Source organism: Clostridioides sp. ES-S-0005-03 (assembly GCF_020658455.1).
Classification (GTDB): Bacteria; Bacillota; Clostridia; order Peptostreptococcales; family Peptostreptococcaceae; genus Clostridioides.
Map to the genome: position 1 here is coordinate 41,517 of NZ_JACVWI010000010.1, position 26,222 is coordinate 67,738.

The 26,222-nt window shown below is 25.4% G+C and carries 39 protein-coding genes; 14 read left to right on the top strand and 25 right to left on the bottom strand.

Going from position 1 to position 26,222, the window contains the following annotated elements:
• Positions 1-81: 81 nt before the first annotated feature.
• From IC218_RS20030 to IC218_RS20145, 25 genes are all read right to left on the bottom strand, one after another.
• Positions 82-1,617: a hypothetical protein gene (locus IC218_RS20030; RefSeq protein WP_227825340.1), complete on the bottom strand. Its 1,536-nt coding sequence runs from the start codon at positions 1,615-1,617 to the stop codon at positions 82-84.
• A 3-nt stretch (positions 1,618-1,620) separates the two neighbouring features.
• The gene (locus tag IC218_RS20035) at positions 1,621-2,550 is read right to left on the bottom strand and encodes a hypothetical protein (protein ID WP_227825341.1); all 930 of its coding nucleotides are present in this window, start codon (positions 2,548-2,550) and stop codon (positions 1,621-1,623) included.
• 133 nt (positions 2,551-2,683) lie between these two features.
• Positions 2,684-3,256 carry an integrase gene (locus IC218_RS20040; protein ID WP_227825342.1) on the bottom strand — a complete coding sequence of 191 codons (573 nt, stop codon included), beginning with the start codon at positions 3,254-3,256 and terminating at the stop codon, positions 2,684-2,686.
• 107 nt (positions 3,257-3,363) lie between these two features.
• Positions 3,364-3,546 carry a hypothetical protein gene (locus IC218_RS20045; protein WP_167641044.1) on the bottom strand — a complete coding sequence of 61 codons (183 nt, stop codon included), beginning with the start codon at positions 3,544-3,546 and terminating at the stop codon, positions 3,364-3,366.
• A gap of 35 nt (positions 3,547-3,581) precedes the next feature.
• Positions 3,582-3,959, bottom strand: a complete 378-nt coding sequence (locus IC218_RS20050; RefSeq protein WP_227825343.1) for a hypothetical protein — start codon at positions 3,957-3,959, stop codon at positions 3,582-3,584.
• On the bottom strand, positions 3,931-4,725 hold the full coding sequence (locus IC218_RS20055; RefSeq protein ID WP_227825344.1) for a hypothetical protein: 795 nt from the start codon (positions 4,723-4,725) through the stop codon (positions 3,931-3,933). Before IC218_RS20055 ends, IC218_RS20050 begins: the two co-directional genes overlap by 29 nt.
• A gap of 34 nt (positions 4,726-4,759) precedes the next feature.
• Positions 4,760-5,467: a Fic family protein gene (locus IC218_RS20060; protein WP_255613153.1), complete on the bottom strand. Its 708-nt coding sequence runs from the start codon at positions 5,465-5,467 to the stop codon at positions 4,760-4,762.
• 236 nt (positions 5,468-5,703) lie between these two features.
• The gene (locus IC218_RS20065) at positions 5,704-5,934 is read right to left on the bottom strand and encodes a hypothetical protein (RefSeq protein ID WP_227825345.1); all 231 of its coding nucleotides are present in this window, start codon (positions 5,932-5,934) and stop codon (positions 5,704-5,706) included.
• A gap of 131 nt (positions 5,935-6,065) precedes the next feature.
• Positions 6,066-6,272 carry a hypothetical protein gene (locus IC218_RS20070; protein ID WP_227825346.1) on the bottom strand — a complete coding sequence of 69 codons (207 nt, stop codon included), beginning with the start codon at positions 6,270-6,272 and terminating at the stop codon, positions 6,066-6,068.
• A 13-nt stretch (positions 6,273-6,285) separates the two neighbouring features.
• Positions 6,286-6,579 (bottom strand): hypothetical protein, encoded by a 294-nt coding sequence (locus IC218_RS20075; RefSeq protein WP_227825347.1) that lies wholly within the window; start codon positions 6,577-6,579, stop codon positions 6,286-6,288.
• Positions 6,580-7,047: 468 nt separating this feature from the next.
• Positions 7,048-7,242: a helix-turn-helix domain-containing protein gene (locus IC218_RS20080; protein WP_227825348.1), complete on the bottom strand. Its 195-nt coding sequence runs from the start codon at positions 7,240-7,242 to the stop codon at positions 7,048-7,050.
• Positions 7,243-7,484: 242 nt separating this feature from the next.
• Entirely contained in the window at positions 7,485-7,691 is a 207-nt protein-coding gene (locus IC218_RS20085; RefSeq protein ID WP_021383090.1) for a helix-turn-helix domain-containing protein, read from the bottom strand.
• Positions 7,692-7,774: 83 nt separating this feature from the next.
• The gene (locus IC218_RS20090; RefSeq protein WP_154106815.1) at positions 7,775-7,930 is read right to left on the bottom strand and encodes a hypothetical protein; all 156 of its coding nucleotides are present in this window, start codon (positions 7,928-7,930) and stop codon (positions 7,775-7,777) included.
• Positions 7,931-8,031: 101 nt separating this feature from the next.
• A complete protein-coding gene (locus tag IC218_RS20095; protein ID WP_167640927.1) occupies positions 8,032-8,346 on the bottom strand; it encodes a hypothetical protein in 315 nt (104 codons plus the stop codon).
• An 86-nt stretch (positions 8,347-8,432) separates the two neighbouring features.
• Entirely contained in the window at positions 8,433-8,624 is a 192-nt protein-coding gene (locus IC218_RS20100) for a helix-turn-helix domain-containing protein (RefSeq protein WP_219673426.1), read from the bottom strand.
• Between the two features lie 252 nt (positions 8,625-8,876).
• Positions 8,877-9,035 (bottom strand): hypothetical protein, encoded by a 159-nt coding sequence (locus tag IC218_RS20105; RefSeq protein WP_227825349.1) that lies wholly within the window; start codon positions 9,033-9,035, stop codon positions 8,877-8,879.
• A gap of 179 nt (positions 9,036-9,214) precedes the next feature.
• Entirely contained in the window at positions 9,215-9,418 is a 204-nt protein-coding gene (locus IC218_RS20110) for an AbrB/MazE/SpoVT family DNA-binding domain-containing protein (protein ID WP_227825350.1), read from the bottom strand.
• Positions 9,419-9,646: 228 nt separating this feature from the next.
• Complete coding sequence (locus IC218_RS20115; protein WP_167640925.1) at positions 9,647-9,799, bottom strand: hypothetical protein; 153 nt, start codon at positions 9,797-9,799, stop codon at positions 9,647-9,649.
• A 139-nt stretch (positions 9,800-9,938) separates the two neighbouring features.
• On the bottom strand, positions 9,939-10,133 hold the full coding sequence (locus IC218_RS20120) for a helix-turn-helix domain-containing protein (RefSeq protein WP_167641004.1): 195 nt from the start codon (positions 10,131-10,133) through the stop codon (positions 9,939-9,941).
• Positions 10,134-10,339: 206 nt separating this feature from the next.
• A complete protein-coding gene (locus IC218_RS20125; RefSeq protein WP_167641003.1) occupies positions 10,340-10,498 on the bottom strand; it encodes a hypothetical protein in 159 nt (52 codons plus the stop codon).
• Between the two features lie 165 nt (positions 10,499-10,663).
• Positions 10,664-10,873 carry a helix-turn-helix domain-containing protein gene (locus tag IC218_RS20130; protein WP_167640924.1) on the bottom strand — a complete coding sequence of 70 codons (210 nt, stop codon included), beginning with the start codon at positions 10,871-10,873 and terminating at the stop codon, positions 10,664-10,666.
• Between the two features lie 475 nt (positions 10,874-11,348).
• Complete coding sequence (locus tag IC218_RS20135; RefSeq protein WP_167640923.1) at positions 11,349-11,552, bottom strand: AbrB/MazE/SpoVT family DNA-binding domain-containing protein; 204 nt, start codon at positions 11,550-11,552, stop codon at positions 11,349-11,351.
• A 178-nt stretch (positions 11,553-11,730) separates the two neighbouring features.
• Complete coding sequence (locus IC218_RS22050) at positions 11,731-11,862, bottom strand: hypothetical protein (RefSeq protein WP_255616465.1); 132 nt, start codon at positions 11,860-11,862, stop codon at positions 11,731-11,733.
• Between the two features lie 198 nt (positions 11,863-12,060).
• A complete protein-coding gene (locus tag IC218_RS20140; protein ID WP_227825351.1) occupies positions 12,061-12,261 on the bottom strand; it encodes an AbrB/MazE/SpoVT family DNA-binding domain-containing protein in 201 nt (66 codons plus the stop codon).
• A 193-nt stretch (positions 12,262-12,454) separates the two neighbouring features.
• Positions 12,455-12,598: a hypothetical protein gene (locus IC218_RS20145; RefSeq protein WP_227825352.1), complete on the bottom strand. Its 144-nt coding sequence runs from the start codon at positions 12,596-12,598 to the stop codon at positions 12,455-12,457.
• 1,118 nt (positions 12,599-13,716) lie between these two features.
• On the opposite strand from IC218_RS20145, the gene IC218_RS20150 reads away from it, so the two are divergent.
• The 14 genes from IC218_RS20150 (at position 13,717) to IC218_RS20215 (ending at position 26,210) form a co-directional block, all read left to right on the top strand.
• The gene (locus tag IC218_RS20150) at positions 13,717-14,631 is read left to right on the top strand and encodes a ParM/StbA family protein (protein WP_021383103.1); all 915 of its coding nucleotides are present in this window, start codon (positions 13,717-13,719) and stop codon (positions 14,629-14,631) included.
• A 13-nt stretch (positions 14,632-14,644) separates the two neighbouring features.
• Complete coding sequence (locus IC218_RS20155; protein WP_227825353.1) at positions 14,645-14,914, top strand: hypothetical protein; 270 nt, start codon at positions 14,645-14,647, stop codon at positions 14,912-14,914.
• Positions 14,915-15,103: 189 nt separating this feature from the next.
• Entirely contained in the window at positions 15,104-16,045 is a 942-nt protein-coding gene (locus IC218_RS20160; protein ID WP_227825354.1) for a hypothetical protein, read from the top strand.
• Positions 16,046-16,224: 179 nt separating this feature from the next.
• On the top strand, positions 16,225-16,473 hold the full coding sequence (locus tag IC218_RS20165) for a hypothetical protein (RefSeq protein WP_227825355.1): 249 nt from the start codon (positions 16,225-16,227) through the stop codon (positions 16,471-16,473).
• A gap of 8 nt (positions 16,474-16,481) precedes the next feature.
• Positions 16,482-17,921: a hypothetical protein gene (locus tag IC218_RS20170; RefSeq protein ID WP_227825356.1), complete on the top strand. Its 1,440-nt coding sequence runs from the start codon at positions 16,482-16,484 to the stop codon at positions 17,919-17,921.
• A gap of 118 nt (positions 17,922-18,039) precedes the next feature.
• Positions 18,040-18,318 (top strand): HU family DNA-binding protein, encoded by a 279-nt coding sequence (locus IC218_RS20175; protein ID WP_227825357.1) that lies wholly within the window; start codon positions 18,040-18,042, stop codon positions 18,316-18,318.
• Positions 18,319-18,475: 157 nt separating this feature from the next.
• The gene (locus IC218_RS20180) at positions 18,476-18,661 is read left to right on the top strand and encodes a hypothetical protein (protein ID WP_021383067.1); all 186 of its coding nucleotides are present in this window, start codon (positions 18,476-18,478) and stop codon (positions 18,659-18,661) included.
• 80 nt (positions 18,662-18,741) lie between these two features.
• Positions 18,742-19,941, top strand: a complete 1,200-nt coding sequence (locus IC218_RS20185) for a calcineurin-like phosphoesterase superfamily domain protein (protein WP_021383116.1) — start codon at positions 18,742-18,744, stop codon at positions 19,939-19,941.
• 131 nt (positions 19,942-20,072) lie between these two features.
• Positions 20,073-20,900, top strand: a complete 828-nt coding sequence (locus tag IC218_RS20190) for a hypothetical protein (protein WP_021383133.1) — start codon at positions 20,073-20,075, stop codon at positions 20,898-20,900.
• A complete protein-coding gene (locus IC218_RS20195) occupies positions 20,890-21,663 on the top strand; it encodes a terminase large subunit domain-containing protein (RefSeq protein WP_021383135.1) in 774 nt (257 codons plus the stop codon). Before IC218_RS20190 ends, IC218_RS20195 begins: the two co-directional genes overlap by 11 nt.
• A 663-nt stretch (positions 21,664-22,326) precedes the next feature.
• Positions 22,327-23,436, top strand: a complete 1,110-nt coding sequence (gene tnpB / locus IC218_RS20200; RefSeq protein ID WP_227825358.1) for an IS200/IS605 family element RNA-guided endonuclease TnpB — start codon at positions 22,327-22,329, stop codon at positions 23,434-23,436.
• Between the two features lie 144 nt (positions 23,437-23,580).
• Positions 23,581-24,567, top strand: coding sequence for a hypothetical protein (locus tag IC218_RS20205; protein WP_227825359.1), 987 nt, complete (start codon positions 23,581-23,583; stop codon positions 24,565-24,567).
• A complete protein-coding gene (locus IC218_RS20210) occupies positions 24,536-26,020 on the top strand; it encodes a hypothetical protein (RefSeq protein WP_227825360.1) in 1,485 nt (494 codons plus the stop codon). The genes IC218_RS20205 and IC218_RS20210 overlap by 32 nt, the downstream gene beginning before the upstream one ends.
• Complete coding sequence (locus tag IC218_RS20215) at positions 25,983-26,210, top strand: hypothetical protein (RefSeq protein WP_227825361.1); 228 nt, start codon at positions 25,983-25,985, stop codon at positions 26,208-26,210. Before IC218_RS20210 ends, IC218_RS20215 begins: the two co-directional genes overlap by 38 nt.
• The last annotated feature ends 12 nt before the right edge of the window (positions 26,211-26,222 follow it).

Sequence of the window (26,222 nt, forward strand, 5' to 3'; positions counted from 1 at the left end):
TTATTCATGTTTTTAAATTTTTAAATTTGATTAATAAGAAATACATAAGATTAATTACTACGGAGTACAGACCATTATTTTTTAATCTACTATATAAGATGGTAAAGATAAAACTGTATTATTTATTAAACATTTTCTTTTTTCAACGTCTTCATAGAACCAAATATCAAAATATCCATATCCTACATCATATTTTTTTATTATAAATTGATTTTCCATAATTTCTTTAAGTCCATCTTCAATATATTTCATATTATCTTTTAGTTTATTTTTATTATTTAAATGTACATACCATTTTAGTTGTTCTATATCAAATGTATATTTTTTATCTACTATGTTTACTCCCTGACTAATTTCAAAACTTCTTCTACCTTCAAGTAAGTAAGCTAAGTTGATAGACTGTGGTAGTTTTAATTTTTTTAATTCATTTTTATACATTAATTCAGTTGAGACTCTTTCAATTTCTTCAACAAATGCTTTTGTAACTTGAACAGCATTTCTTCCATTTATTTCTTCTATATGGATTCTTGAAAATAGGTTGAAACTTGTTTGAGATTTTAAGCTACCATCTTTCTCATATGTTTCAGTATAAAAAGTATAAAATGGTAACTTCATTAATTTATCTCTTACCTTCTGATAATTTGCTTTAGCATCTGTTAATCCTAGATACTTTAATAAATCTGACAAGAAAAAGGTATATGAATTTAAATAACTATATGAATAAGCAAATCTAATTATATCTAAGTCTTGTTTATCCAAGAATAATTTACTAATAGCTTTTTTTTCTGTTGTTTGATTAGTAAGTTCTAATTTTAATCCATCAATGTTTTTAATATCACTTGAATTAGGGTCTAAATTAAATTCATAAAACATATCTATCTGTGTACCAGAGTCGTTTATAGCATCATATGGATGTGATTGATATAAATTTTCATCTTTTCTTGCTACATTTAAATGATTTATTTTTCTGCCTCTAGTGTGAGGTATAAATATGCCAGGAGCTAATTGTGATGGACTTTTAATAATTATCTTGTTAATATCAAATTCATATTCATCTTGTAAGATTTTAGTGACACATAGAATCAAATCATGTGAAAAGGCTGAATTAATTTTACTATCACTTAGTTCTTCAAGATAAATATAGTCAGATATTTTATAAGATAAATTTGAAGACCATTGTTCAAGAAAATCTTGTCTTATTTCAAGTAATTCTTCAGGACTATCTACAGCGGCAGTAATAATCCTACCAGTTTTTATAAATTCACCCTTAACAATTCCATATTCTTTTTTTAATAATTTATTTGCTGTTTTATTCATAGATTCTAATGTCATTCTCATCCATCTCTTTTTTAAGTCCCATGCATTTTTACTATGTTTTTTTCTTAATCGTTTAGCCTTGGTAGGAGTGTCCAATTCATCAATCTTATCAGCAATTGTAGAATATACAAAATCTTCAAAAATAGGCTTTACTTTTTCAGTGGGTAAATCATTACGTATTCTAAAAATTTCAAAAAACTTTTTTGTTAATAATTTAAATGTTTCTGTATCATAAATAGCATGTATAATTAAGTCTATTTTGTTTAGATTTATGTTATTCTCTTTTATATCTTTACTCATAATTTACTCCTTTTTAGCATATTTTTGCTTATAAATAGATAGAACTTCTTGTATCTTAAAGTTCAAATCATTGTATTCTTTGAACTCTTTTAAGCTTTTATTAGTCCAATAGCCAGATTTAGTATATTTTTTTTCATTTAGTTGCATTTGATGCATAATACCAGAAATTTTTAAATTAGTGAAATTTAACTGTACTTTATTATCTAAATAATCATTAATTATAAGTAATCTTTTACGAATTGTTGAATATCCCATCTCTTTTAATCCATTTCCATATCTAGCATCTGGTTTAGTTTTAATTAAGTATTCAGAATTAGAATTAAATAAATAAAATTCAGTAGCATTACTATCTTGCTCCAAATATTGTTTATACTCTTTCTGCTTTAATGTATCTTTGATAAAATTGAACAAGAACTTGTCCAATTTAAACTCTGTATCATTTAACTTTATTATTCTTTTTTCTAAATCTATGTCTTTTATTTTTATACCCCTTATGTCTTCAGCATCTTTACCAATAAGCCCACAAAAAGCTGCATAGATAATAAATTTATCTTGTGCATTAGTCAATTTACTACATACAGAAATAACTTCATTATGTGTAAGATATTTTGATAGGTCAAACTCAGCAACTAAATTTTTAGGCTTCGAAAAGTGAATGTCATAATTTAAAGTTTTAAATATTTTATTAACTTTAAAAATTATAGCCATTATAGCATTATATGTTTTATTCTCACTCATATCTTTTACAATTTTTTCTTTATCACTATCTAACATTTCAACAATATAGTCATTTTCTTTCTCAATAAGCTTTCCTTCTTTAGCAAACCAAAGTATTAATACTCTATAAACCTTTAGAACACCAATTCTTGTTTTTTCAACTTCATCTTGAAGTAATTCTGATAATACATTTTCATTTTTTAAATTATAATCCATATATTCAAACATCCCTTTTTTAGTATATATATACAGTATAACACAATACCTTCTCTGCTTTAAATAAAAAATAAAAAAATAACCTCATTATTTTGAGATTATTTATATTAAAACTATGATTTTATTGTCATTTTTATTTATCGTACTTTTTTATGTATTCTAATAAAGCCATGCTCATTAAATCAGACTTATTAAACTCTCTATATTTTTCACAAAACTTATCAAATAAATTCCAAGCGTCTTTATTTAATCTAACAGTAGTCCTTATAGCGTCTTTAGATGGTAAATCAATTTTAATTCCATCTTGTATAACTTCTATAACATTTGTATCATCTTTTTTATCAAACCAATTCAAAACATCTTGTATCTTGTCATAGTCTTTTGCTAAAGAAATTATATTATTTTTAAATTGATTGTCAATTACTATGTTGTGACTGTTGTCATCTTCTATTGTCATATTAAATATATTATCATTATTACTCTGTGGTTTATTATTTACTACCTTTGTCATACCATTGTCACCAATAAATATATACTCATCATTTATACGCTTATAACCTCTTTTAGTAAGATATTTTCTTATACTACTTTCAGACACACCAAGCTCTATGGCAACTTTAGTCAAGCTCTTACTATTATTTAACTTATTATTAATATATTTGACTATATATGTTATATCATTATTTTTCAAATCATTCCAAGTCATGTAATCACCTCAACTTAAGTATACTATATGAGATTATGATTGTCATACTATGTTAATCTTTTAATTCTATCTTTTATCTACATATATTTTTAAACTATATCATTTTTTTACAATATTATTTCTATCAAACAAGAGATAATTAAACTAAATATAACTAAAATAAGCCAACCAATAAAACTTTCTTTCTTATTATCAAACATATTCAAAAACTTTAGTGAATCTTTAAATATTGAAATAGATAATCCTATAATTACACAAATTTCTAATGCAAAAAATAATGTTTTAAACATTTTTTCTCCTTTTAAAATGGTTATTTTAATCACTATTAACTAATTTGATGATATTCTCTCCAATTAAAATTATCACCTTCTTTTTTAAGCCACCAATAGTCTTCATGTGAACAACCATGACATTTTTTACATATCTCCCAAGGGTCATAGAAATCTAATCCAAGACCTTCCAAGATACTATTCAATCCGTGTCTCTCTTCTGGCATAACTCTATCCCCTATAAAATCTCTTATATTTTTATCATTAGGCTGATAATCTAGTCTCAAATCTGTGTAATCATATAACAGTGGTGGCAAATAATTTATATTATCTACTGTATCATACAATTTAAAACTAAATTTATCTTTGCCTTCATCATAAATAAAATCACCTATAGGAATATCTTTAAACATTAGCGTATATTTGTCTAACATAATGTAATCTCTCCTTAACTAAATCAAATATCACTTCTATTCTAGTTTTTGAAATAACATCTTTATATTTTAATAATATTTTTTCTATATCTGAGTCATTAAAATCTAAATTTATTTGTGGAAGTTCTTTTATCAATTTTATTTGTGAATAATGTTTATTCATAAATGGTTTAGCTTTATCATACTTTTTTTTATTAAAAGGTTTAGTTTTTAATGTTTTTAATGTTTTTAATGTCTCGATATCTAACATAGAATATAAACTCAATCCATTATCAAATATTGGTGCAAATCTAATTTCATTCGTTTTAATATTTTTTATATATCCAAAATTATTATAATGTCTATCAATATTGTTGACAATGAAATCAAATATTAACATTTGATTTAAAAACTCTTTAAAGTTTGGGAAATCATCTATAATTGTATCATAATCCACTTTTCTATTATAATGTTTTCTCATAGTTATAAATTGTTCTTCATTGTCATTTAAAAAATTTAAACTTCTACATACCAGTATATCTTGTTCTTCAAAATCTGAATTTCCCTTTGTATGAATTTTTACTAAATCATACTGTATATTATTTACATTTAATAAACTTCCTATGTCACTACATATACATTCAGTAATAGGTTCTAATGAACTAAATTCTCCAAAAAATAAAGTCCCTATTTTATAATAATAATTTGAATTTTTCCATTTATAATAAACACCCTTAGAACTTCCAATACCTGCAAAAGTATTTAAATCTTCCGTTCTGTAAAGCATAGTTTTCACTTCCATTCATTTGTTTAATTATGGGTTAAAAGTTCCACAAATCTTTATTTTTTTCTTTGTAGTCATCTAAACTTTCAAAATATTGTTCTAAAGGTCTATAATATTCATTAGAACAACTTTTTAAAGCGTGTCTATAATCATCTACAGTATCACTTGATACTATAATTAATTTCAAATTATTCTCAAGTATTTGTTTAAGTAATATAAATCTTCCTATTCTTCCATTACCATCTTGAAAAGGATGAATGATTTCAAATCTATAATGAAATTCTACTAAATCTTTTACTGTAATATCTTTTAAATTATTATACCATTCAATAAGTTCTAACATCTTTGGTTCTACTTCAAATGGTTGGGCTAATACACTATTAGTTCCTATTATTCTATTTGGTATTTTTTTATATACACCAGATAGTCCCATATTATGGATACTTGAGTTATACATAAGTTGACCATGTAAATCTTTTATATACTTTTCTGTCAAACATTCTCCTAAAGTATCTATTACAGTTTCAAATACATAACTTGAATTTACTGTTGTTATAACATCATCTAAAGTATGGTCACCTTTTACAATGTTGTACTCAATTAAATCTTGCAAACTTTCACTTGTGAACGTACTTCCTTCTATTTTATTTGAATGAAATAAAAAATTATGCCTTAAGTCTTTATATAAAGCATTTGGTATGTTTTTAGTATATTTTAATTTTTCTATAAACTTATTTTCAATCAATATATTCATCTCCATTTTTTACTTTATTTTATATTAATAATATTAACAAAAAGTATTATCTTTTACACTATCTTTTGAACTTTATTTGTTAGTAATGATATTTAATTGAGAAAAAAATACTATTATTCTTTTCTCAATCATTCAATCACATAATGAATTAATTTTTTAGGAATTCTATACTTACGAGATATAGAGTTCCTTTTTACATTCATTAGATATTATATCTAGTAATGTTCTCACCTTATCTCATTATTTACCATATTCTTTAGAATATCTAAATTATCATATACATATATAATACCATTTAAAAATTGAGTTTGTTGTTTTATATATCTTCTTATATCTCTGCTCTTTGGATATTTAACCAATAAGTCTTTAAATTTCTCAATAATTTCATTTCTTGCATTAATGTCTTTTTCTATGTATTCTAATTGATTTAATATTGATAACTTATCACAACGATTCATTTACGCACCTCCAGTTGACAAATAATATTTCATAATAGAAAAGACACCTTAATTTTAAGATGTCTTTTTATGTACTACTATTTAATTGCCTTAAGTTTAGCTATTTCATTCCAATTTTTAGATGTGGCTACTTATACAAAGTTTATGTCACTTTTTAGAGAGTCTATTTTTTCACTAGCTTCTGTTATACCTTCCATGTTTCTAGCAACTTGGTTATAAGTTAAGTCTAGTTTATTCTTAATTTCTTCTTGTCCTTCTTTTAGGTCAATAAGTTGATTGTCAATACTGTCAAATCTACTTTGCATTTCCTGTAATAATTCTAATATTTTTTCATCCATAACGTTCGCACTCCTATCTTACAGACTTAAGTTTCGCTATGTCTGTCCAATTACTTGATGTAACTATTTCAACTTTATTTAAATCCTTTTTTATATCTGTTGTATCTTCTACTAATTTAGATGTATGTTTAATGACTGCATCTAATGTATTTCTATTAATTTTTACATCTGATTTAATTTCTGTAATATCATCTTGCATTGTATCAAGTCTGTTTTCAATACTACTAAATCTAGTATCTATATCTTTTTTCATTTCTGTAATGCTACCTTGCATTTCTTGTAATAATTCTAATATCTTTTCATCCATCACGACCACACTCCTATCTATTATTATAACATAATTTTAAGTGTTGTATTCTAACACTTACTAAAATAATCTAAGATAAAGACCTTAAATTATCTTAGTAAATATTAGATAGTTTATGACCACATAGGTGTTAAGCAGTACAAACTATAATTTTAATGCTCAATCTTTAGTACTTTTGATAATGCAGTACCTTACAACTGCTATGTCATATTAAATTGTATTGAGTGCCATTATAGAAGCAACTAAGTTGATACCTCAATTTTTTATAGGCTTTAATTGGAAACCTTTATTAATCTTATTTATTTAATATTACTTATAGCTAGAGTTTTAAGAAGGTTCTTTGCCTGTTACTTCATTTGAGAGATGGCTTTGTGTTTTCTTGCACTTCCTTGCTATGATTTAATTATATTACACTTAGAACAATGTTACAAGTAAAAATGTTCTAAAAAATATAAAAAATATTGGAATCTACTCTAAGTCAAGTAATTCCAATGGCTCTACATTTAAAAATTTTAAGATATTTTCGACTTCTGAAATGGAAAATTCCCTTTTTCCTGCTTCTTTATAACTGTATGCTCTTTGAGATATATTTATATAAGTAGCAAACTGTTGCTGACTGTATCCTTTTTCTATTCTTAATTCTTTTAATTTATCAAGTTTCATTTTATCACTCCTTTTTACTACATATATTATATAATATTTTAAGAATAGTATTTTGTCAAATTTGACAATATTGTAAGAATAAACAAATTACTATAAATTAGAATTATATATTTTAGCTTATTTTTCATATTCGATTCTAAAAACTAAATGTTATAAACAAGGCGAGTGTATTGGAACGTGCTTAGAATGGATTCAAATGGCTTGTACAATATATTGTTGTAATAAAATAGACTAGCTATAAACTAGTCCATTTTTCTATGTGGTTCTAATAATTCATTTGCATTTATATCTAAATAATATAGTATTTGTTCTAGTTCCTCTACTGAAAAATCTCTATGACCATTTTCCTTATAAGCATATGCTCTTATGCTCATACCCATTTTAGTACTTAATGTTTGTTGAGTATAACCTTTTTGTTCTCTTAACTCTTTTAACTTATTAAGTTTCATTATATCACCTCTTGTACTTTTAATATTGGGTGTGTTACAATATACCTATAATATACTACTTATAAGTATATTGTATCTTGTTATTAGTTATTAATCATGTTCATTAATATGTATAACAAGCCTATAAATGAGATTAAAGCAAAAACTATTTGTTCAGCCGATTTAATCATCTGAACTACGAGCTTTTCAAGTTGTGCGACCAACTCGATTAGCTCTTTTATTTTGTCTTTGGTTATCATTTAAGACACCCCCAATATTAAATTGTATAAGGTAGTGTTAATTACTACCTTAATTATATTATACTGTTTCAGGTAAAAATATGCAAGTAAAAAATTGCTTATTATTCGAATCCTTTAAGTTCAAGAAGTTCCTTCCAATTATTTATAATTATACTTTCTAAAATAGATAACTTATTATTGAATTTATTTGTATTACTTTCCATTTTTAATATAGCAGTTTCAACTGATTTCATGCTAATATTATCATCTGAATTACTAGTACTTTGAACAAGTTTCAATAAGTCAATTTGATTTACTATTTTATCTTGATTACTTTTTAATTCAATAATATCCGTACTTATTTTATTTTGTGAAGTTTTAATTTCTTTAATATCAGTTTTTAATTCTTCTAATAAATTGATTATACCAGTATCCATAGTTAACCCTCTTTTCTGTATATTTTAGTTATGTTTTAATATTATAACATGGATTCCTGTGGATAACTTATACAAAAAAAGAACTACTATATGTCAAGTAGTTCATTTGGGTTTATATCTAAGTAGTTACATATTTTCTCAAGTTCGCTTACTGTAAATTGATTTTCTCCTTTTTCTTTTCTGTGGTAATTTCTTAAAGATATGTCTAACATTCTAGCAATATCCTCTTGAGAATATTTTTTTTCTTTTCTTATATCAATTAATTTTTCTAATTTCATGCTATCACCTCATTAGTATTATAACAAAAAGGAGTTACTTAATGTATAAGGAACTCAATAAAGATATTAAAGATAAACAATATACATTGCTTTAAGTGCGAAATATAAGAAGAACAATAAACCTAGTATCCTTACTATTTGCAATGTAGTTTTAATATGTTGACTCATGTAATCACCTCATTTACTTTTGATATTAGGTGTGTTACAATATACCTATAAGAATGTATCTATATAGGTATATTGTATTGGTTATTAATTGTTAATTATGTATGTAAGTATTAATAGCCAACCGATACAAGAACATAAAGAAATCAAAATATGTTCAAGTGATTTAAATACTTGGACAAAGAGCTTTTCAAGTTGTGCTACCAACTCGATTAGCTCTTTTATTTTGTCTTTAGTTATTCTCATAACATCACCCCCTAATATTAAATTGTATAGATAAGGTTTAAATCTTATCTTAATTACATTATACAAATAAGTGACTTATTTGTCAAGACTTATATATCATAAAAATTAAGACTAAAATTTAGGGAAAATATTGCAATATAAAAATAGACTAGATTTATTTCAATCTAGTCTATCAATAATTAAAGTTCATTGTCTGTGAACTCATCATATTTTTTTATTGTTATAGTTTGATTGTGTTCATCATATTCAACTACAACAGTTCTATCGTCTTGGGTTAATCCCATATCACGAACCCATATTATTGGTATAGATAACTTAGTTGTTTCATAACCATTGCCACTTTTTGAAAAATTAATGTTTAATTTACGCTTTGTATTTGACACTTAATCACTTCCTTTTTTAAATTGTAAAAATATATAGCAAATAAATATTATTAAGACTACAGTAAAGATAATATTATGTTTAAATATTATTTGTATAATTAAAGTTAATATTGATATTATTAATGCCAATGATAATATATATTTTTTATTCATATTTATTTAAGAATGTAGTATAATAAAAGATGATAAAACTAGATAGAGAATTGCGAGTTCTCTATCTAGTAAAGACTAAAAGAACAATTTTATCAAGTCTTTAATTATAACAAAGAGTTCTTTAATGGTGTTAAGAACTGCTATATAAAGAAGGAGTTTAGTTGTTTTATATTCAACTATTTCCTTCTTTATATTTGTTTTTTGGCGTTTTCTTTTATTAGCCTTCATTCTTTTAACCTCCTTTCTAAAATTTATATATTTCTCACCTCCTTGACATATTTATATTGTATATTACTTACCGTAATAAGCCAATAGAAAAAGACTAGAATTATAATATATCTAGTCTATTGAGTGTTATTAAATTATTTTATTTAATGTTAAGTATTTCCCTTGCTTCTATATCATAAAGATTTATAAGCTTTTCAATTTCTGATGCTGTAAACTCTGTTTTGCCTTTTTCTTTATTTTGATAACTTCTTACGGACATATTTAAATGATATGCTAGTTCGGTTGGAGTTAATTTATTATCTTTTCTTAATTGTGAAACTTTGTCTAGTTTCATTCTATCACCTACTTTACAAATAAACTATATACATGGCTTTTAATGCGAGATAAAGGAATATACATAATCCTAAAAATCGAAGTATTTTAAAGATTGTATTTGTATGTTGGTTCATTAAATCACCTCTTGTATAATTAATATTGGGTGTGTTACAATATACCTATATAATGTACTTATAGGTATATTGTAAGGGTTTTATGTTATCTTTAATTAAATATAATATAGATAAAAATAAAAACCCAGCCTAATAAAGATATTAAAGATATAAAAATATGTTCAGCAGATTGAATTATCTGAACTATGAGCTTTTCAAGTTGTCCTACCAACTCGATTAGCTCTTTTATTTTGTCTTTAGTGAACTTCATCAAGACACCCCCAATATTAAATTATTTAGTAAGTTTTTCTTACTATGATTAGATAATATCATAAATGGAAAAATATGTAAATAAATTTCGGTAAAATATTTCTGAAATATATTAGCACATTAAAATAGACTAGATATATTACAACCTAGTCTATTGAGTGTTACACTATACATTTTTTCTGTCTAACAAACTTAATATTTCCTTATCACTTAAATTTAGTACGTCAAATATCTTTTCTAAATCTCCAATATAAAAAGGATTCTTACCACTTTCCTTACTTGAATAAGTTCGATATGACATATTAATATAAGTAGACAACTGTTGTTGTGTTAGTCCTCTTTCAAGCCTATATTGTTTTAATAAATCTAATTTCATTAATCAGTACTCACCTCCTAAAATAAACGTTTAATGTTTATTATTAATGCAATAATAACTATTAAACAACCAATACCATATAATATAGATGTCTTTGTATCTCTTTTCATAGCTTGTTTAAATGTGTTATAATATATAGTAGACGTATCACCCATACAAGAGGGTGCGACCTCTTGTATAGGCTTATTGTTTTACTTATTAATAAAACAATAGATAGTTATTAAAGAGCTTAATACACTCGCTATGTTAAAGATGATAATGAGAACATTCTTTAACAATAAAACTTTGTTGATACGTCTACTATGCTTACCCACATTATTGTACCTCCTTTCTGTTAAATTTTGGTACAAGTTTATTATACCATTAACTACTATAATATTGCAAGTTGAATTATAGAATATATTATAGGAGAGTTGTTCTAACTGTTAAAACAACTAAAAAAGGTAGTAGATTATACAATCCACTACCTTAGTAATTAAAGTTCATTGTCTGCAAACTCATCATATTTTTTAATTGTTATAGTTTGATTATACTCGTCGTATTCAACTACAACGGCTCTATCTTCTTGAGTTATACCCATATCACGAACCCATGTAAATGGTAATGTAATTCTATTTGTTATATTACCACGACCACTTTTATTATATATAATATTTAATTTACGTTTTGTATTCTCCATATTATCATCTCCTTTACAACAAAAAAGTTATTACTAATATTAAAGTTATAATACTTATTACAAGCGATATTATGCTGATTATAAGGGTTAATTTATTACTGTTCATAAACATAAGAATATGGTAAAATAAAAGAAGATAGTACAGATAAGAGGGTGCCACCTCTTATCTGCTTATGTATTATCTGTTAGTAATTACTAATATAGCAGTTACTAAGTTGATTATAGAAGTTATTAAGCTAATTATTAATGCAATGTTTGGTATATTAGCTTTTGACTTCTTTTTTTGTTTTCTTCTTTCTTTTTTACTCATTTCTTTTACTCCTTTCTTCCTCAATTATCTATCTTGAAGATATTTATATTATACATGTAAGTTACGTGTGTTGTCAATACAAAACAAATATTTTTGGTTTTGTCTGAGTATAGTAATATAAACTGCTTTAATAGTTTAATCATGATTGATATAACAACTAAAAAAGGTAGTAGATTATACAATCCACTACCTTAATAATTAAAGTTCATTGTCTGCAAACTCATCATATTTTTTAATTGTTATAGTTTGATTGTGTTCGTCATATTCAACTACAACAGTCTTGTCTTCTTGAGTTAATCCCATATCACGAACCCATGTAATAGGCAAACTTATCCTTGTATACATTGAGCCTGAACCACTTTTTGAAAACGACATGTTTAATTTTCTTTTATTATCCATTTTAAAAACTCCTTTATTATTTATTTATTTTAATGAATATATATATAATTAATATTAAAAATATAATTTTTATTAATAACTTTGTAATATTTAGAAAAAGTTTCAATATTTTATTTTTCATTGTATAATTAGTCACAAAAATGATATAATTTAGTTACTAGAAGGTAGGTGTGAACTACCTTCTAGTAAAGTATTAAAATAGTTTGCTTAATAAAGTTATTATTGCAACTATTTTAGCAATAAGCTTAATGATTGAATTAAGTGTTAGATTAAGCTTATCTATTATTTTGTTAAGTTCGTCAAGTGCATTGACGAACTTTTCAAGTTTTTGTGACATCTCATCACCTCCTATAATTACATTATATATATCGTGATGATTAAAGTCAATATAAAAATGGAAAATAAAGTTATTTTTTTGTTTTTTCTTATCATATTTGTAACTTCAATCCTTAGAATATCATAAAAATTCTACTCAATAAAAAATATTGCTTATCATGGTTATTTAAAAGGCTTACCTATCCATAATTAAAAAATTTATAAAGTGAATGAAAAAAATAATTATAAAAAATAAAACATTCAATTATACAATGTAACAGTATTAGAATATGGCATAATTATATTGTTAACTGACGTATTGCTGACAAAAATATAAAAAATATTGTTAAAATTATTGAAAATACTGGGTTTTATAAAAATAGGCATAGAATAGTTTGTTTTATGCTATATATAATAGTGTTGCTTAAAAGTTTAGTGAAAAGTAATATTTTATTTAAAAAAATAATATTTATATGATTTTAATTAATAAAGTAAAGTAAAAATAGCATAGGGGTATTTTTAGGAAAGGCTTTGTGTTGTCAGTGAAAATTTTCGACTAGTTCTTTCATTTCCACATTTAAATATTTATATAAATTACAGACGACTTTACAGAAGAAATGACTCCATAGATTGCATGCAAAATTAAAACACATAAAATCTTTTTATTGAAACTTCTTATTCTAAAATTAAGTTTTAATATAGAAAATATAAAATAGAAATGTATGTATTGATTATTATAAAAACTACTAGAATAAATAGAAATAATATTATAAGTAATAACTTTAGATATACAGGATAATTTACTCTACTATATCAAAGCATTGTCTGTAAGAAAATGAATTTCAAAAGAGTATTAAAAGTTTACTATTACATTGTAAATAATCATGAAAAATAGACTTAAATACTATGAAAAAAATAAACTATATTTAAACTAAAAACAAGTTAAATATAAACTAATAAAAGTTTATGTAAATGTAATAGTGTATATTTAAACTAAAAATGAATTAAAATAAGTTCTAATTTAAACTTAAAAACAAAAAATGTCAATTTATAGTTGAATTTTTGTTTATAATTAATTCAAATATTAATTAATTATATGATATAATATAATTAGCAAATATTTACTTAGGAGGAATTAAAATGGAAGAAAATTACCAAGTTATAGGGTTAGATATAGGAAGAGGTTATGTAAAAGGATTTAGTAAGTATAATGGTATGGTTAAAGAATGTTTATTTAAATCTGTATTTGGCGATGGCAGAAATATAGATTTTGAAAAATATACAGACCCTATATATATAGATTTTGAAAGTGTTAGTTACTTTGTAGGATCTCTAGCAGAAAAAGAAAGTATAACTCCTATTAGAAATTCTGATGATTCAAAAACATCTTTTACAATGAGAATATTAGTTGCAGCCGCTCTTAATGAAATAGCTGTAGCTGATGAAGTAAAAATAATGATGGGTGTTCCATATAAATCATTTAGAAAAACTACATTAAAAGAAGTAATAGATACATATAAAGGTAAAACATTTAAAGTAAAAGATAAAATAAAAGGTGGACACAAAGAAATAAAAATATCTGATATATCAATTTTTAGAGAAGGAGATGCTGCATTATTTCATACATTAGAAGGAAAAGTAAATGAAGATAAGGCTGTTGGTATGGTTTCAATAGGTTTTAGAAGTACTGAGATGTCTTTCTTTGAAAAAGGATTTGTATTTAACGATAAACTATCTGATACATTAGAAGCTGGAAATCAGGATGCATTAACAATGGTTCAGAAGCAACTAAAGGATAGAGGCATAATAAGAGAACTTAATGAAATAGATAGTTCTAATGATTATGATGAACTTAAAAAGGTTGCTTATATAATGGCTTCTGAAAGCACTGCTCAAAGAATTGCCTCTAAATGGAAGAACATTGATGAAATGGATGTATATGTATCTGGTGGTACTGCATTGCATATGAAATTTGATAATAGATTTAAAGTATCTGAAGATGCTCAAATGGCAACTTCTAAAGGCTTATTTGAAGTGGGTATCGAACAATTCTAGGAGTGATATAAATATGAAGAAATCATCTAGCTTTTATTTGGAAGAAGATATATTTGATGAAATAGAAAGATATCAAAATGATAGAAAAATAAGTAGTAGAAACACAGCCTTAGAAAGAATTATATTAGAATGGAAAAATTTATTAGAAGAAAATAAATTATTAAAACAATGTTTAGGCAATAGTACATTTAAAGATAATAAAGAAGTTTCAATTACAGAAGAGAAAATTATAAAAAAAGAAAATCCAATTATTAAAAATATATTTAATAATATGCCAGATTAATGACAAATATCTGCTCTTTAATTTAAGGAGTAGATATTTAACAAGATGCTTGAGAACGGAGAGTTTATATGTTATAATGAAAATATACTATAAACAAAGATATTATTATTCATGAAGCTTTAATTTATAATAATTTTAACATAGTTTTATATCAACATTGTATTAGATTAATAAATAAAGAGGAAGGGTGTGATACTTATAAATAAAGGTAATGAATTTGTAAAAAGTGTAATTGTAACAGACAATAGAACTGGAGAAATAGTAGAACATCGAGGAATGAAAAGAGGCGAAATAGTCGAGATTAACAAAAGAAAAGTATGTTTTACACCAGAGCAAAAAGCTATTATGAATAATAAAAAAGAATTACCATCTTACAATTTTAAGCTAGGGGGCTTTGTATTCTGTGCTTATGTGAAAAATGAATTGTTATTTAATGAAATAAGTATAAGTAGAGCAAATATCAGTAGATTAATATATCTTACAACATATTTAAATTACAATACAGGAGAAGAAAACTTATTAGTGAAATATTCTAAACATAAAGAAATAGTCCCTATAGATAGAAAGAATATGAGAGAAATATTAAATCTTAAAGACAGAGCATTTAGAGAGTTTCTAACAGATGTAAAGAAAAACAATTTATTATATGAAAGTAATGGAAAATTTTATATAAGTACAGAGTATTTTACAAAAGGCATTTCTAAATTTAAAGATAAAGACTATACAAGAATATATATAAACACAAGTAGGTTCCTCTATGAACACAGCACTCCAAGACAACATAAACAATTAAGCTATATATATCAACTCATACCATATATACATTTCGAAAGTAATATATTATGTTTAAATCCAAATGAATTAGATATATCAAAATTAGAAAAAATGAGTTTACACACAATTTGTGAATTATTAAATGTTAGTACAATAAAACAAGATATGAATAGATTTAAAAAAGAATTGCTAAAATTTTATATAAAGTTAGATGAAAATAGGTTTTATGTTTTTAAATATGTAATAGTAGAAGGAACTTATAAAAGTATGGATTACTTTATTATAAATCCTTATGTTGTTTGGAGAGGTAATAATTTAAACATTGCTAAAAGAACAATTAATTTATGCTTTTTCTAAATAAGTTTCTAAGATATAAGAGGTAATAAACCTTAAAAAATTGAAAAAGTTCAGTAAAAACAGCTGAAAAATAAAATTTATAGGTGGCATAGAAATGTGACTAAAATACAAAAAACTGGCATAAAAATGTTACTTATAGATAATAACATTTAATATTGTTAGCAAGATAAAGGTGAAATATGAAAAAAGAAGAATTAAAGGTAATGTACTTAGAAGATTTATGCGAGATAGAAAAAACAAGTATACATAGAAATACATATAAGATTTTTGATGAAGAATATGAAGGTGAAATAGATAGATACTATGAATTAAGCCAAAGATCTTCATATGAAATAATTAATAGAAAACACGAAGAAGATTTCAAAGATGAGCTATGGGATTATGATGATACAAATTATAATGACAGATTACAAGGAAGGGAGATATAATCTTTTTAATGTACAATAATAACAATTTTTATGAAAATATAAATGGTAGATATGTCCAAGATTACATAAAGAATTTGGATTATAGTATAGGTGATTGTGAAGATAGAATTACGTATGTAGAAGAAATATTAGAAATTAAACATACTTGGTTTGAAGAAGTAAGTAGAAGTTATACAGATAAATACTATAATTTTGTTTCAAAAAGAAACGAAGAGGTTATTACAAAAGTAAAGTATCAAGAGAAAAAACAGTTTAATAATGAATTTTGGGAAGAAATATTTGAACAAACTTCAGATAGCCCTTTAAATAAGGATGGTATATATTATGTAGACAAAAATGGTGAAGAAGTAGCAATGGAGTATAAGAGATTCATTAAGTGGTGTAAATTAAAAGAGATAAGTCCAACTGAATATGTAGGTGCAGTTAATCCATTTAGTAATAGTGAAGGAACATGGGATTATAACAATAATGACACCTCTAAAGTTAAATTAATATTAAATAAAAATGATAGCACATATTCAACATCAAATATAGCTAAAACCTTAGAAATATTAGCTAGTTACATATTAGCAGTAGATGATAAAAGTAAAGAAGCTAAAATAAAAATGTACAATTCAAAAGAACTTTTCAAAAGAGCATGTCAAGAAGAGGCTCTTCTAAATAAAATAGCTACAGTCAATGGTGAAAATACATATTCAAAAACTCCAAATAAAGATGAAATCAAAGAAGACAATTCATTTGCAATTTTCCAGATACCCAAAAACTATAAAAAAATAAAAGATATTAAAATAAAATCCAAAGATATTAAAAAATATCCTATGTTAAAAATGTATTCAGATACTTATGAATGGTATAAAAGTAAATATAAGGAACTAGGAGATAGAAAATTAAATAAGGAAGACTTGAAGATAAAAAGGGTAGTTAGAAAGAATTTGAAATTATTAAAAAATGACATGATTGATGCTAAAAATTCAATAGAAAGACCTATTGTTTGGAAGGCACCATTAAAAGACTCTGGTAACCCCGAGTGGGATTATTTAAATATGTTTGATAAAACACATGTCAGAGAACTTTTAAGAGTTCAGAAAGGAAATGATTTGCAGGATGATTTATCATGTATTGTTATGGATTTAAATAACATTATTTCCAAGATTGAATTTACTAAAATACAAATAGATATATTAAGCATGTATAGGAGAGATAAATCTTTGGAGTATATTTCTGATATTATGAATATAACTTCTCCAGCAGTAAGCAAACAAATTGATAAAATAGTAAATAAAATAATTAGTACTTATGAAAAAGAGTATGAAGAAAATTACTATTATATGTCTGTTTGCAAAGGAAAGTACAAGAAGTGTAGTAGATGTGGGGAAATCAAATTATTATCTAAATTCGATAAGAATGGGAAAAAAGGATATAGGTCAAACTGTAAGAATTGCAACTAGTTGGTGGGGAAAAGTGGTTAAGAAAATGCTTGTTTAAAACATATTAATAGTGTAAGGGGATAAAAATAAGACCTCTTATTATCAAATGAAAATTACATGAAAAAGGGAGATTGGAAATATGAAGACTAAAGAATTTATAAAAATAATAGCAGAAGGGCTAGAGATATCACAGATAAAAGCAAGAGAAATACTTGATGTGATAGAAGAAAAAAGAAATGAAGTATTAAAAAGCGGTGATGAGTTGACTCTTATGGGAGTAAAATATTTAACTAAGGTACAAAAAGGTAGAGAGGGTGAAATAACCCTTGAAAATGGAACTAAAAAGCTTTGGAAATCAGAAGATAAGATAATACCTAAATTAAAAGCAGTTAAATCCTTAAAAGATGCAGTAAAATAATGTATAGTACTATATACTTAATATAATAGGAGTTAGAGGCTTATCTAGCTCCTTAATTTAAATAATTTTTATAATTGATTTAAACCCTGGGAAATAAATAATTCCCAGTAGATTTTATAATAGAAACATATAAAAAATAAATTTAAGGAAGATATTTATGAAAAATAATAAAGGAACTGTTTTAGAAAAATGTGAAATAGTAAAAGAAGAAGATGGAACAATAAAGATTGTAGAACATTTAAAAGACGGAGATCATGAAGTATTACTTAGTGATATTTTAGATAAATATGCTGGTGATACAGATTTAAATATAACAATTAGATTAAGTGAAACAATAGTCTAAGATTAGTATCTTAGACTATTTATTTTTTTACTAATATATTGATAATGATATTTATTTAATAAAATAGGGAGATATTAAATATGGAAGATATATTAAAGAGAAAAGAAAAAGAGACATTAGAAGATTATAGATTCAGAATTAGACTAGCAAAAGTTAATAAAGAAGTAGATTTAGATTGGGGTGAAATAGTTGAACTATTGGGTTTAGAATGTTCACCAGATCATTGTAGAAAAATCTCATATGGTTTAAAAGAGGCGCATGATTATATTAATTCAAACATTCCAAAATATTTTAATGAAGAAAAGTTAAATGATATAGAAGAAAAGATATTAGAATTAAAAAAGATTAGAGTACAAATATCTGATGAAAGAGCTTTAGTTAATAGAAAAATAAGGGAATATTCAAGGCTAGATAGTATAATTAATTTATTTAATAAAAAAATAAATGAGAAATCACATTATAAGCCACTTTTAGAAACTTATAATTACAAAAGATATGAGCCTTTAAATCAAGAAGCTATTATTCTTATTTCTGATATTCATTATGGATTGGAAGTAATTAATTCATTTAATAGATATAATACTAAAATATTTAAAGTACGAATAAATTATTTGAAAAGTAGGATTGTAGAATATTGTGAACTTCATAAAATTAAGAGATTGCATATAATGCTACTTGGAGACTTAATTTCTGGTCATATACATAATTCTATAAGATTAGAAAATAGAGAGAATATAGTTGAACAAATTATAGAAGTATCTGAAATACTCAGTGACTTTATATATGAGCTATCTCAGAGAATTGATGAAGTTGTAGTTTATTCAGTAGGAGGAAATCATGATAGAGTTCTTCCAAAGAAAGATGAAAATTTAGATAAAGATAATTTTACACTATTAATAGATGAATACATAAAATTAAGAATTAATAATATAAATAATGTTATATTTCAAAACAATGTACAAGACAATGATATAATAATAGCCAAAATATGTGGAAATACATGTCTAGGAGTCCATGGAGATAAAGATAAAATATCAACTGCAATTCCTAAGCTTACATCTCTAATAAAAGTCATTCCTGATTATATCTTCATGGCTCATCTACATAATTGTAAAGAAGATAGTTTTGGAGAAAGTGAAATATGTGTAAATGGAAGTTTCTGCGGAACAGATACATACGCTAAAAATCTAAGATTAAGTTCATATGCAATGCAAAAATTTATGATATTTAATGAAAATGGAAGATTGTGTACTTATAATATAAATTTAAGTAAACTATAAACTATTTATTAAGAGCTGAGTTAAGTTTATAGTTGTAGACTTATCTCAGCTCTTAATTGAACTGAATCTCCCTATTAACCACTAGGGAGTTAATTCTCTAGTGGTTTTTTTTATGGTGGTGATAATAATATATGGCAGTAAATAAGAAAAAATGTTCTTGCTGTAAACAAGAAAAATATGAAGAAAGATATTTCTGGAAAAGTTATAGTTATATATATTTAGATAGTGGAAGATTACCTGTGTGCAAAGAATGTTTTAAAAACATCTTTGATAGACTAGAAAATAAATATAATAGCAATATAAAAGCATTAAAACATACATGTCTTAATTTTGATATTTATTTTGATGATAAGTTAGCAAGTGAATTGAGAAATAAAAAAATTGAAGATTTTATTGATGAATATATGAAGATTATTAATCGAAATTCAAGATATCGAGGAAAGACATCAATTGATAATTCTATAGAAGATAAGATTAATTGTGCTTTTGAAGCAAATGAAGTAAAAATAAACAATGATATGGTTGAAAGATGGGGAGCTGGGCTAAGAGAAGAAGATTATATGTTCTTAGAAAATAAGTTTAATGAGTTTTCTACTGCATATCAATGTAAAAGACCTGCTGAAAAGATGCTATTAGAACAAATATCTAAATGTTTATTAAGAAGTGATGAGGCACTAAGAAATGGTGATGCTACAGGATTTGAGAAAATGAATACCTTAATATCAAAACTTATGAATGATGCAAATATAAAGCCTATTCAAGAAGCAAGTTTAGCGGAAAATGAAACTATTACATGGGGTACATGGATTGATAAGATAGAGAATTATAGACCTATAGGAGAGCCTTCAGAGCAATTTAAAGATGTAGATAAAATAAAAACATATATTAATAAGTGGTTTATAGGGCAAATGAGAAAAGTATTTGACTTAGCCAGTGAGGACAATCCAAATGACAACTAAAACTAGAAAGTTAGATAATCATGAGATTAATTCAGATAAAACTAAAGCTTTTGAAGAAGGTATAATTGAATGGACTAAGTTCTATAGAGAAAATCCTCATAGATTTTGTATAGATTATTTTGGACTCAATTTGTATTTAGTTCAAAGCATTTTAATATATATGTTTGACAAAGTTAACTATGCAATGCTTATATGTGCTAGAGGATTTGCAAAGAGTTGGATTGCTGCCGTATATGCATGTTGTAGGGCTGTTTTATACCCAAATTCTAAAATTGGTATAGCTGCATTTACTAAATCGCAGGCAGAACTTATTATAAGAGAAAAGATAGAAAAAGAATTAGTAAAACAATCTCCTATGTTAGCTAGAGAGATTAAAAAGATAGAATATAATAATAAATTTTCTAAAGTAACATTTCACAATGGAAGTACTATAGAAGCTATAGTCTCAAATGAGCAATCAAGAGGTTTCCGTTTCAATATTCTTATTGTAGATGAGTTTAGATTGGTAAAAAAAGAGATACAAGATAGAATTCTTAAACCATTTCTAAATGTAAGTAGAAATTTGAAGTTTAAAAAAGATGGAAAATATGAAGATTATCCTCCAGAACCTAATAAAGAATTGTACTTAAGTAGTGCATGGTTTAGGATGCATGAAGCATATGATAAATTTAAATTGTATGTGAAAGATATGATAGATGGTAGAGATAAATTTGTACTTAATTGTAATTATAAACTTTCTCTTCATCATGGGATACTTGATTAAAAAATAGCTACGCACACTTGTGACTTTAGTCGTGAGTTAGTAGCTAAAATAGTCAGCATATAGGGAAACTTATATGTAGAGATAGGATATAACCTATCCAATACTACCTGAATTGCTGGAAACCCCTAAAGCTAACCAAACTAAAACACAAGGATGAAATAAACCTAAGTGTGAAAGTTACGAAAGTAGAAAAAATTGGTTAGATAGTATAAGGTTAAACCCTAAGTACTTTAAAATGGGCAATCAGCAGGTAAGCTCCGAATAGGAGAAACTTCAACGACTATTCCTCTTGAGGGAAGTACACTACAAGCTATTGGTAGTGGAAGTGGGTAGACCTTAACGGATAACGCCGAAGGATAAGATATAGTCTGTGCTTACATGAAAGTGTAAGAAGTTCATAAGAGAACTGCATAGGTAGTAGCGAACTTATGCGAACGACAACCTCAAAAATGATAAAAGTTAGGACTTACGGTTCTTACATATGTTATTTAAAAATAAATATAAAAACCTTCAAAATACTTGTTTAAAAAAATTTACCTTGTTAATATTAGGATGGGTGAGTAAAATTTGAAGTAGCTCAGATATGTATAAATACCATATAGTATGGTGTGTAAAATATGGATATCGAGTATTAACGTAATCATAAAAAACAAGTAAAGTGAGGTGATAGTAGTGGAAAAAGCATATAAGTTTAGAATGTATCCAAATAAAAAACAGCAAGAGTTAATTAACAAAACTTTTGGATGTTGTAGATTTGTATATAATAAATATCTTGCTAAAAAAATAGAAGTTTATGAAAATGATAAAGAAACTTTTACTTATAAACAGTGCAGTTCTGATTTGACCAATTTAAAAAGAGAGTTAGAGTGGCTTAAAGAACCTGACAAATTTTCACTACAAAACACCTTAAAAGATTTAGAAAACGCATATAAAAAATTCTTTAAAGAAAATACAGGATTTCCTAAATTTAAATCAAAGAAAACTAATAGGTTTTCATATAGAACTAACTTTACAAATGGAAATATTATGCACCTTGGTCAATATATAAAATTACCTAAACTTGGTATGGTTAAAGTAAGGGATAAACAAGTACCTCAAGGGAGAATACTTAATGCTACTATATCCAAAGAACCAAGTGGTAAATATTATGTATCATTATGCTGTACTGATATAGATATTAAAGCATTTGAAAATACTAATAGTCAGATAGGTTTAGATTTAGGAATTAAAGAATTTTGTATCTCAAGTTGTGGACAATTTATAGAAAATCCTAAATATCTTCAGAAGTCATTAAACAAACTTGCTAAATTACAAAGAGAATTATCGAGAAAAACAATTGGTAGTTTAAATAGAAATAAGGCAAGATTAAAAGTCGCAAGACTTCAAGAACATATAGCTAATCAAAGGAAGGATTTTCTACAAAAACTATCTACTAAATTAATAAGAGAGAATGATATTATTTGCATAGAGGATTTACAAGTAAAGAATATGACTAGAAATAGTAAACTATCTCTTTCTATTTCTGATGTGTCATGGTCAGAATTTGTTCGTCAATTAGAATACAAGGCTAATTGGTATGGTAGACAAATTGTAAAGGTAGGTAAATTCTTTGCAAGTTCACAAATATGCAATAAATGTGGGTACAAAAAAGAGGAAATGAAGAATTTAAATATAAGAGAATGGATTTGTCCTTGTTGTAATGTAACTCACGATAGAGATATAAATGCAAGTATAAATATACTAAAAGAAGGATTAAGACTAATAACAGTTTAAAATAGATAACGTATGTAAGAACCGTAGGAACTACGGGGATAGCCTGTGGAGAATTGGTAAGACATATTTTAGTATGCGAAATTCTATGAAGCAGGAACTCTGTGACTTTAGTCATGGGAGGTTCAGAAGGAAAGAGCAGATGAAATGAAAAGAGAAATGGATGCTGTTTCTTGGATTATGGAGATGGAATCACTTTTCTTTGGAGAAAATGAAGATGCAATATTTAAATCATCTTATGTAAATCCATGTAGGACATTAAAAAATCCATTTTATCCTCCAACAGATTTGGAAGTGTTATCTGCTAAAAACGGAAAAATAAAGTGTAATCTACAAAAAAGAAAAGGTGAACTAAGGATAATTTCTGCTGACATTGCTATCGCAGAAGGAGACAATAATGATAACTCAGTATATACATGCTGGAGATTATTGCCCGAGAAAGATTATTATGAAAGAATGGTTGTTCATATAGAATCTCATAATGGTATGAAGCCAGATAAACAAGCAATAAGATTAAAGCAATTATTCTTTGATTTTGAAGCTGATTTCTTAGTTATAGATACTCAAGGAGTAGGGCAAAGTGTTTTATCTGATTTACTTAGGGTTAATTATGATGATGCTAGAAATAAGGAATATAACGCATTTTCTCATGCTAATACAAATCATTTACATAATAATTTTACTACAAAAGAAAATTATCCAGTTATATTTGAAATTAAAGCATATGGACAAATAAATCATGATTGTATAATTGGTTTACTTGATGTTTTCCTAAAAAATAGAATAAAATTGCCTATAAATGATGTAGAAGCAAACGATATGTTAAGTAGTACATCTGGGTATGCAAAGAAAAATTATACAGACCAAGCAAGAATGATATTACCATATAAACAAACTACGCTACTTGTAAACGAATTAATTAACTTAGAAACTGTTAAAAATGATGGTCAAAAGTGGCTTAAAGTTAAAGAAAAAGGGAAAGCACGAAAAGACAGATATTCTTCTTTAGCATATGGAAATTATCTAGCAAATTTACTGGATATAGAATTAAAAAAGAGAAATAGCAAAGAAAATGGACAAATAATTTCATTCTGGTCAGGAGGTGGAAACCATAATAGAACTCAAAGGAGATAAAAAAGAGTATACTTTAGACCAAATAAAATACTTAAATGAGCAACTAAGACAAAGAAATTATGCAATGATAGAAAATACTATAAATCTGTCAAATGAAATGTACAAGATAAGAAATATAAGTAGAGACCAAGTAAGAAAAGCTATGATAGACCCTTACAAAAACGTAGAATTACTACAAAAGGTTAGTCTTTTGCTTAAAGAAACGTCTGGTACATATAAAAGAATTCTAAATATGATTTCAACCATGAATACATTTGACCATTATATAATACCAACAAATATTTCTAAATTCAAAGATAAAGATGATTATGTCAACTCTTTTTTTAAAGCAGCAACATTTCTAAAAAAATATCAACTTAAACATATTTGTCCTTGGATAACTGAAAAAGTATTAGAACAAGGAGAAATATATCTATATAAAATTGAAGATTCAAAATGTATAATGATGCAACAAATGCCAGCTTTTTATTGCACAATAACATCTAAAGTAAATGGGGTATTAAGGTATGGTATTGATTTACGAAAAATAAATAGAAAGACTTTATCAGCATTTCCAGTAGAAGTTCAAGAAGCATATAAAAAATTGAATGATGGAAGATTAAAAAAAGAAGACTTAATAGAAAATAAATACTATGAATTAAGTGATAATGCTGTAGCATTTAATATAGATATTGATTCAACAAAAGGAATACCATTTTTTAGCTTTTTATTTGATGATATCTTAGAACTTGAAGATATGAAAGATTTAAAAGGTTCTAATGCAATTATTGAAAGTATTAAGTTAATACATGGAAAAGTACCTTATGGTAAAAATGATGAACCATTAGTTGCATTTGATTTATTAAGTGCATACTACCATGATATAAAATCTAATTTACCAGCAGGGACATCTGTAGCAGTAACTCCACTAGATATGGAAGGGATTAATCTAAGTGATGGAAAATCAAAGATTAATGATTATGTTAAAGAAGCAAAAGAATTTATATTCGATAATGCTGGAATCAATACTGCTCTTTTTAACTCAGATAAAATAAACACAGAATCAATTGCAGATGGAGTTATAGCAGATAGTTTAATACCTATGAGGATTCAAAATGAGATAGAAACATGGATAAATTATGAACTAAATAAAAAGAACTCATCTAAAGCATTTCAACTTTATTTTGTTGGCACAACTCATTTTAACCAATCTAAGATATCACAACAACTTAGAGAAAATATAAATAGTGTAGGAGATAGCAGGCTAGTATATTTAGCTAGTACTGGAAAAGAACCAATTGAAATTGCTAATTTATATAAAGCCGAACAACTAATGGAAATAGATGATTTGTTGCCAGTTAAACAAGCTTCATATACATTTTCAAATAATGATGCTGGAAGACCTACTAATGAAGATAAAGGTGATGGTGGTACAAATGGAAATAAATCAGATAGAAAAGATGAGAACAAATAATGAACGATTTATTATTGCGTTTACAGGTGATAAAAAAGACGAATTAATTAAAAAAGGATTTACTTTTATTAATGAAAATAAATGTGGTGAAGAATCATTTTATTTATTTGAAAATAAGCCTGATGAGATACTTAATTTTAATAAGGAAGATTTTAAAGATATAAGTTTTAGCGATGTAATGTTTATTTAAGGAGGTGAAAAG

Coding starts and splice junctions, on each gene's coding strand:
- IC218_RS20115 (WP_167640925.1), bottom strand. CDS start 9,799: ATGAAGGCTAATAAAAGAAAACGCCAAAAAACAAATATAAAGAAGGAA.
- IC218_RS20145 (WP_227825352.1), bottom strand. CDS start 12,598: ATGTCACAAAAACTTGAAAAGTTCGTCAATGCACTTGACGAACTTAAC.
- IC218_RS20030 (WP_227825340.1), bottom strand. CDS start 1,617: ATGAGTAAAGATATAAAAGAGAATAACATAAATCTAAACAAAATAGAC.
- IC218_RS20185 (WP_021383116.1), top strand. CDS start 18,742: ATGGAAGATATATTAAAGAGAAAAGAAAAAGAGACATTAGAAGATTAT.
- IC218_RS20105 (WP_227825349.1), bottom strand. CDS start 9,035: ATGAGAATAACTAAAGACAAAATAAAAGAGCTAATCGAGTTGGTAGCA.
- IC218_RS20195 (WP_021383135.1), top strand. CDS start 20,890: ATGACAACTAAAACTAGAAAGTTAGATAATCATGAGATTAATTCAGAT.
- IC218_RS22050 (WP_255616465.1), bottom strand. CDS start 11,862: ATGAGTAAAAAAGAAAGAAGAAAACAAAAAAAGAAGTCAAAAGCTAAT.
- IC218_RS20125 (WP_167641003.1), bottom strand. CDS start 10,498: ATGAAGTTCACTAAAGACAAAATAAAAGAGCTAATCGAGTTGGTAGGA.
- IC218_RS20155 (WP_227825353.1), top strand. CDS start 14,645: ATGAAGAAATCATCTAGCTTTTATTTGGAAGAAGATATATTTGATGAA.
- IC218_RS20085 (WP_021383090.1), bottom strand. CDS start 7,691: ATGAAACTTAATAAGTTAAAAGAGTTAAGAGAACAAAAAGGTTATACT.
- IC218_RS20080 (WP_227825348.1), bottom strand. CDS start 7,242: ATGAAACTTGATAAATTAAAAGAATTAAGAATAGAAAAAGGATACAGT.
- IC218_RS20070 (WP_227825346.1), bottom strand. CDS start 6,272: ATGGATGAAAAAATATTAGAATTATTACAGGAAATGCAAAGTAGATTT.
- IC218_RS20090 (WP_154106815.1), bottom strand. CDS start 7,930: ATGATAACCAAAGACAAAATAAAAGAGCTAATCGAGTTGGTCGCACAA.
- IC218_RS20075 (WP_227825347.1), bottom strand. CDS start 6,579: ATGGATGAAAAGATATTAGAATTATTACAAGAAATGCAAGGTAGCATT.
- IC218_RS20100 (WP_219673426.1), bottom strand. CDS start 8,624: ATGAAATTAGAAAAATTAATTGATATAAGAAAAGAAAAAAAATATTCT.
- IC218_RS20120 (WP_167641004.1), bottom strand. CDS start 10,133: ATGAAACTAGACAAAGTTTCACAATTAAGAAAAGATAATAAATTAACT.
- IC218_RS20215 (WP_227825361.1), top strand. CDS start 25,983: ATGGAAATAAATCAGATAGAAAAGATGAGAACAAATAATGAACGATTT.
- IC218_RS20040 (WP_227825342.1), bottom strand. CDS start 3,256: ATGACTTGGAATGATTTGAAAAATAATGATATAACATATATAGTCAAA.
- IC218_RS20045 (WP_167641044.1), bottom strand. CDS start 3,546: ATGTTTAAAACATTATTTTTTGCATTAGAAATTTGTGTAATTATAGGA.
- IC218_RS20205 (WP_227825359.1), top strand. CDS start 23,581: ATGAAAAGAGAAATGGATGCTGTTTCTTGGATTATGGAGATGGAATCA.
- IC218_RS20095 (WP_167640927.1), bottom strand. CDS start 8,346: ATGGATACTGGTATAATCAATTTATTAGAAGAATTAAAAACTGATATT.
- IC218_RS20180 (WP_021383067.1), top strand. CDS start 18,476: ATGAAAAATAATAAAGGAACTGTTTTAGAAAAATGTGAAATAGTAAAA.
- IC218_RS20050 (WP_227825343.1), bottom strand. CDS start 3,959: ATGTTAGACAAATATACGCTAATGTTTAAAGATATTCCTATAGGTGAT.
- IC218_RS20130 (WP_167640924.1), bottom strand. CDS start 10,873: ATGAAATTAGATTTATTAAAACAATATAGGCTTGAAAGAGGACTAACA.
- IC218_RS20035 (WP_227825341.1), bottom strand. CDS start 2,550: ATGGATTATAATTTAAAAAATGAAAATGTATTATCAGAATTACTTCAA.
- IC218_RS20140 (WP_227825351.1), bottom strand. CDS start 12,261: ATGGATAATAAAAGAAAATTAAACATGTCGTTTTCAAAAAGTGGTTCA.
- IC218_RS20175 (WP_227825357.1), top strand. CDS start 18,040: ATGAAGACTAAAGAATTTATAAAAATAATAGCAGAAGGGCTAGAGATA.
- IC218_RS20065 (WP_227825345.1), bottom strand. CDS start 5,934: ATGAATCGTTGTGATAAGTTATCAATATTAAATCAATTAGAATACATA.
- IC218_RS20190 (WP_021383133.1), top strand. CDS start 20,073: ATGGCAGTAAATAAGAAAAAATGTTCTTGCTGTAAACAAGAAAAATAT.
- IC218_RS20165 (WP_227825355.1), top strand. CDS start 16,225: ATGAAAAAAGAAGAATTAAAGGTAATGTACTTAGAAGATTTATGCGAG.
- IC218_RS20170 (WP_227825356.1), top strand. CDS start 16,482: ATGTACAATAATAACAATTTTTATGAAAATATAAATGGTAGATATGTC.
- IC218_RS20055 (WP_227825344.1), bottom strand. CDS start 4,725: ATGCTTTACAGAACGGAAGATTTAAATACTTTTGCAGGTATTGGAAGT.
- IC218_RS20135 (WP_167640923.1), bottom strand. CDS start 11,552: ATGGAGAATACAAAACGTAAATTAAATATTATATATAATAAAAGTGGT.
- IC218_RS20150 (WP_021383103.1), top strand. CDS start 13,717: ATGGAAGAAAATTACCAAGTTATAGGGTTAGATATAGGAAGAGGTTAT.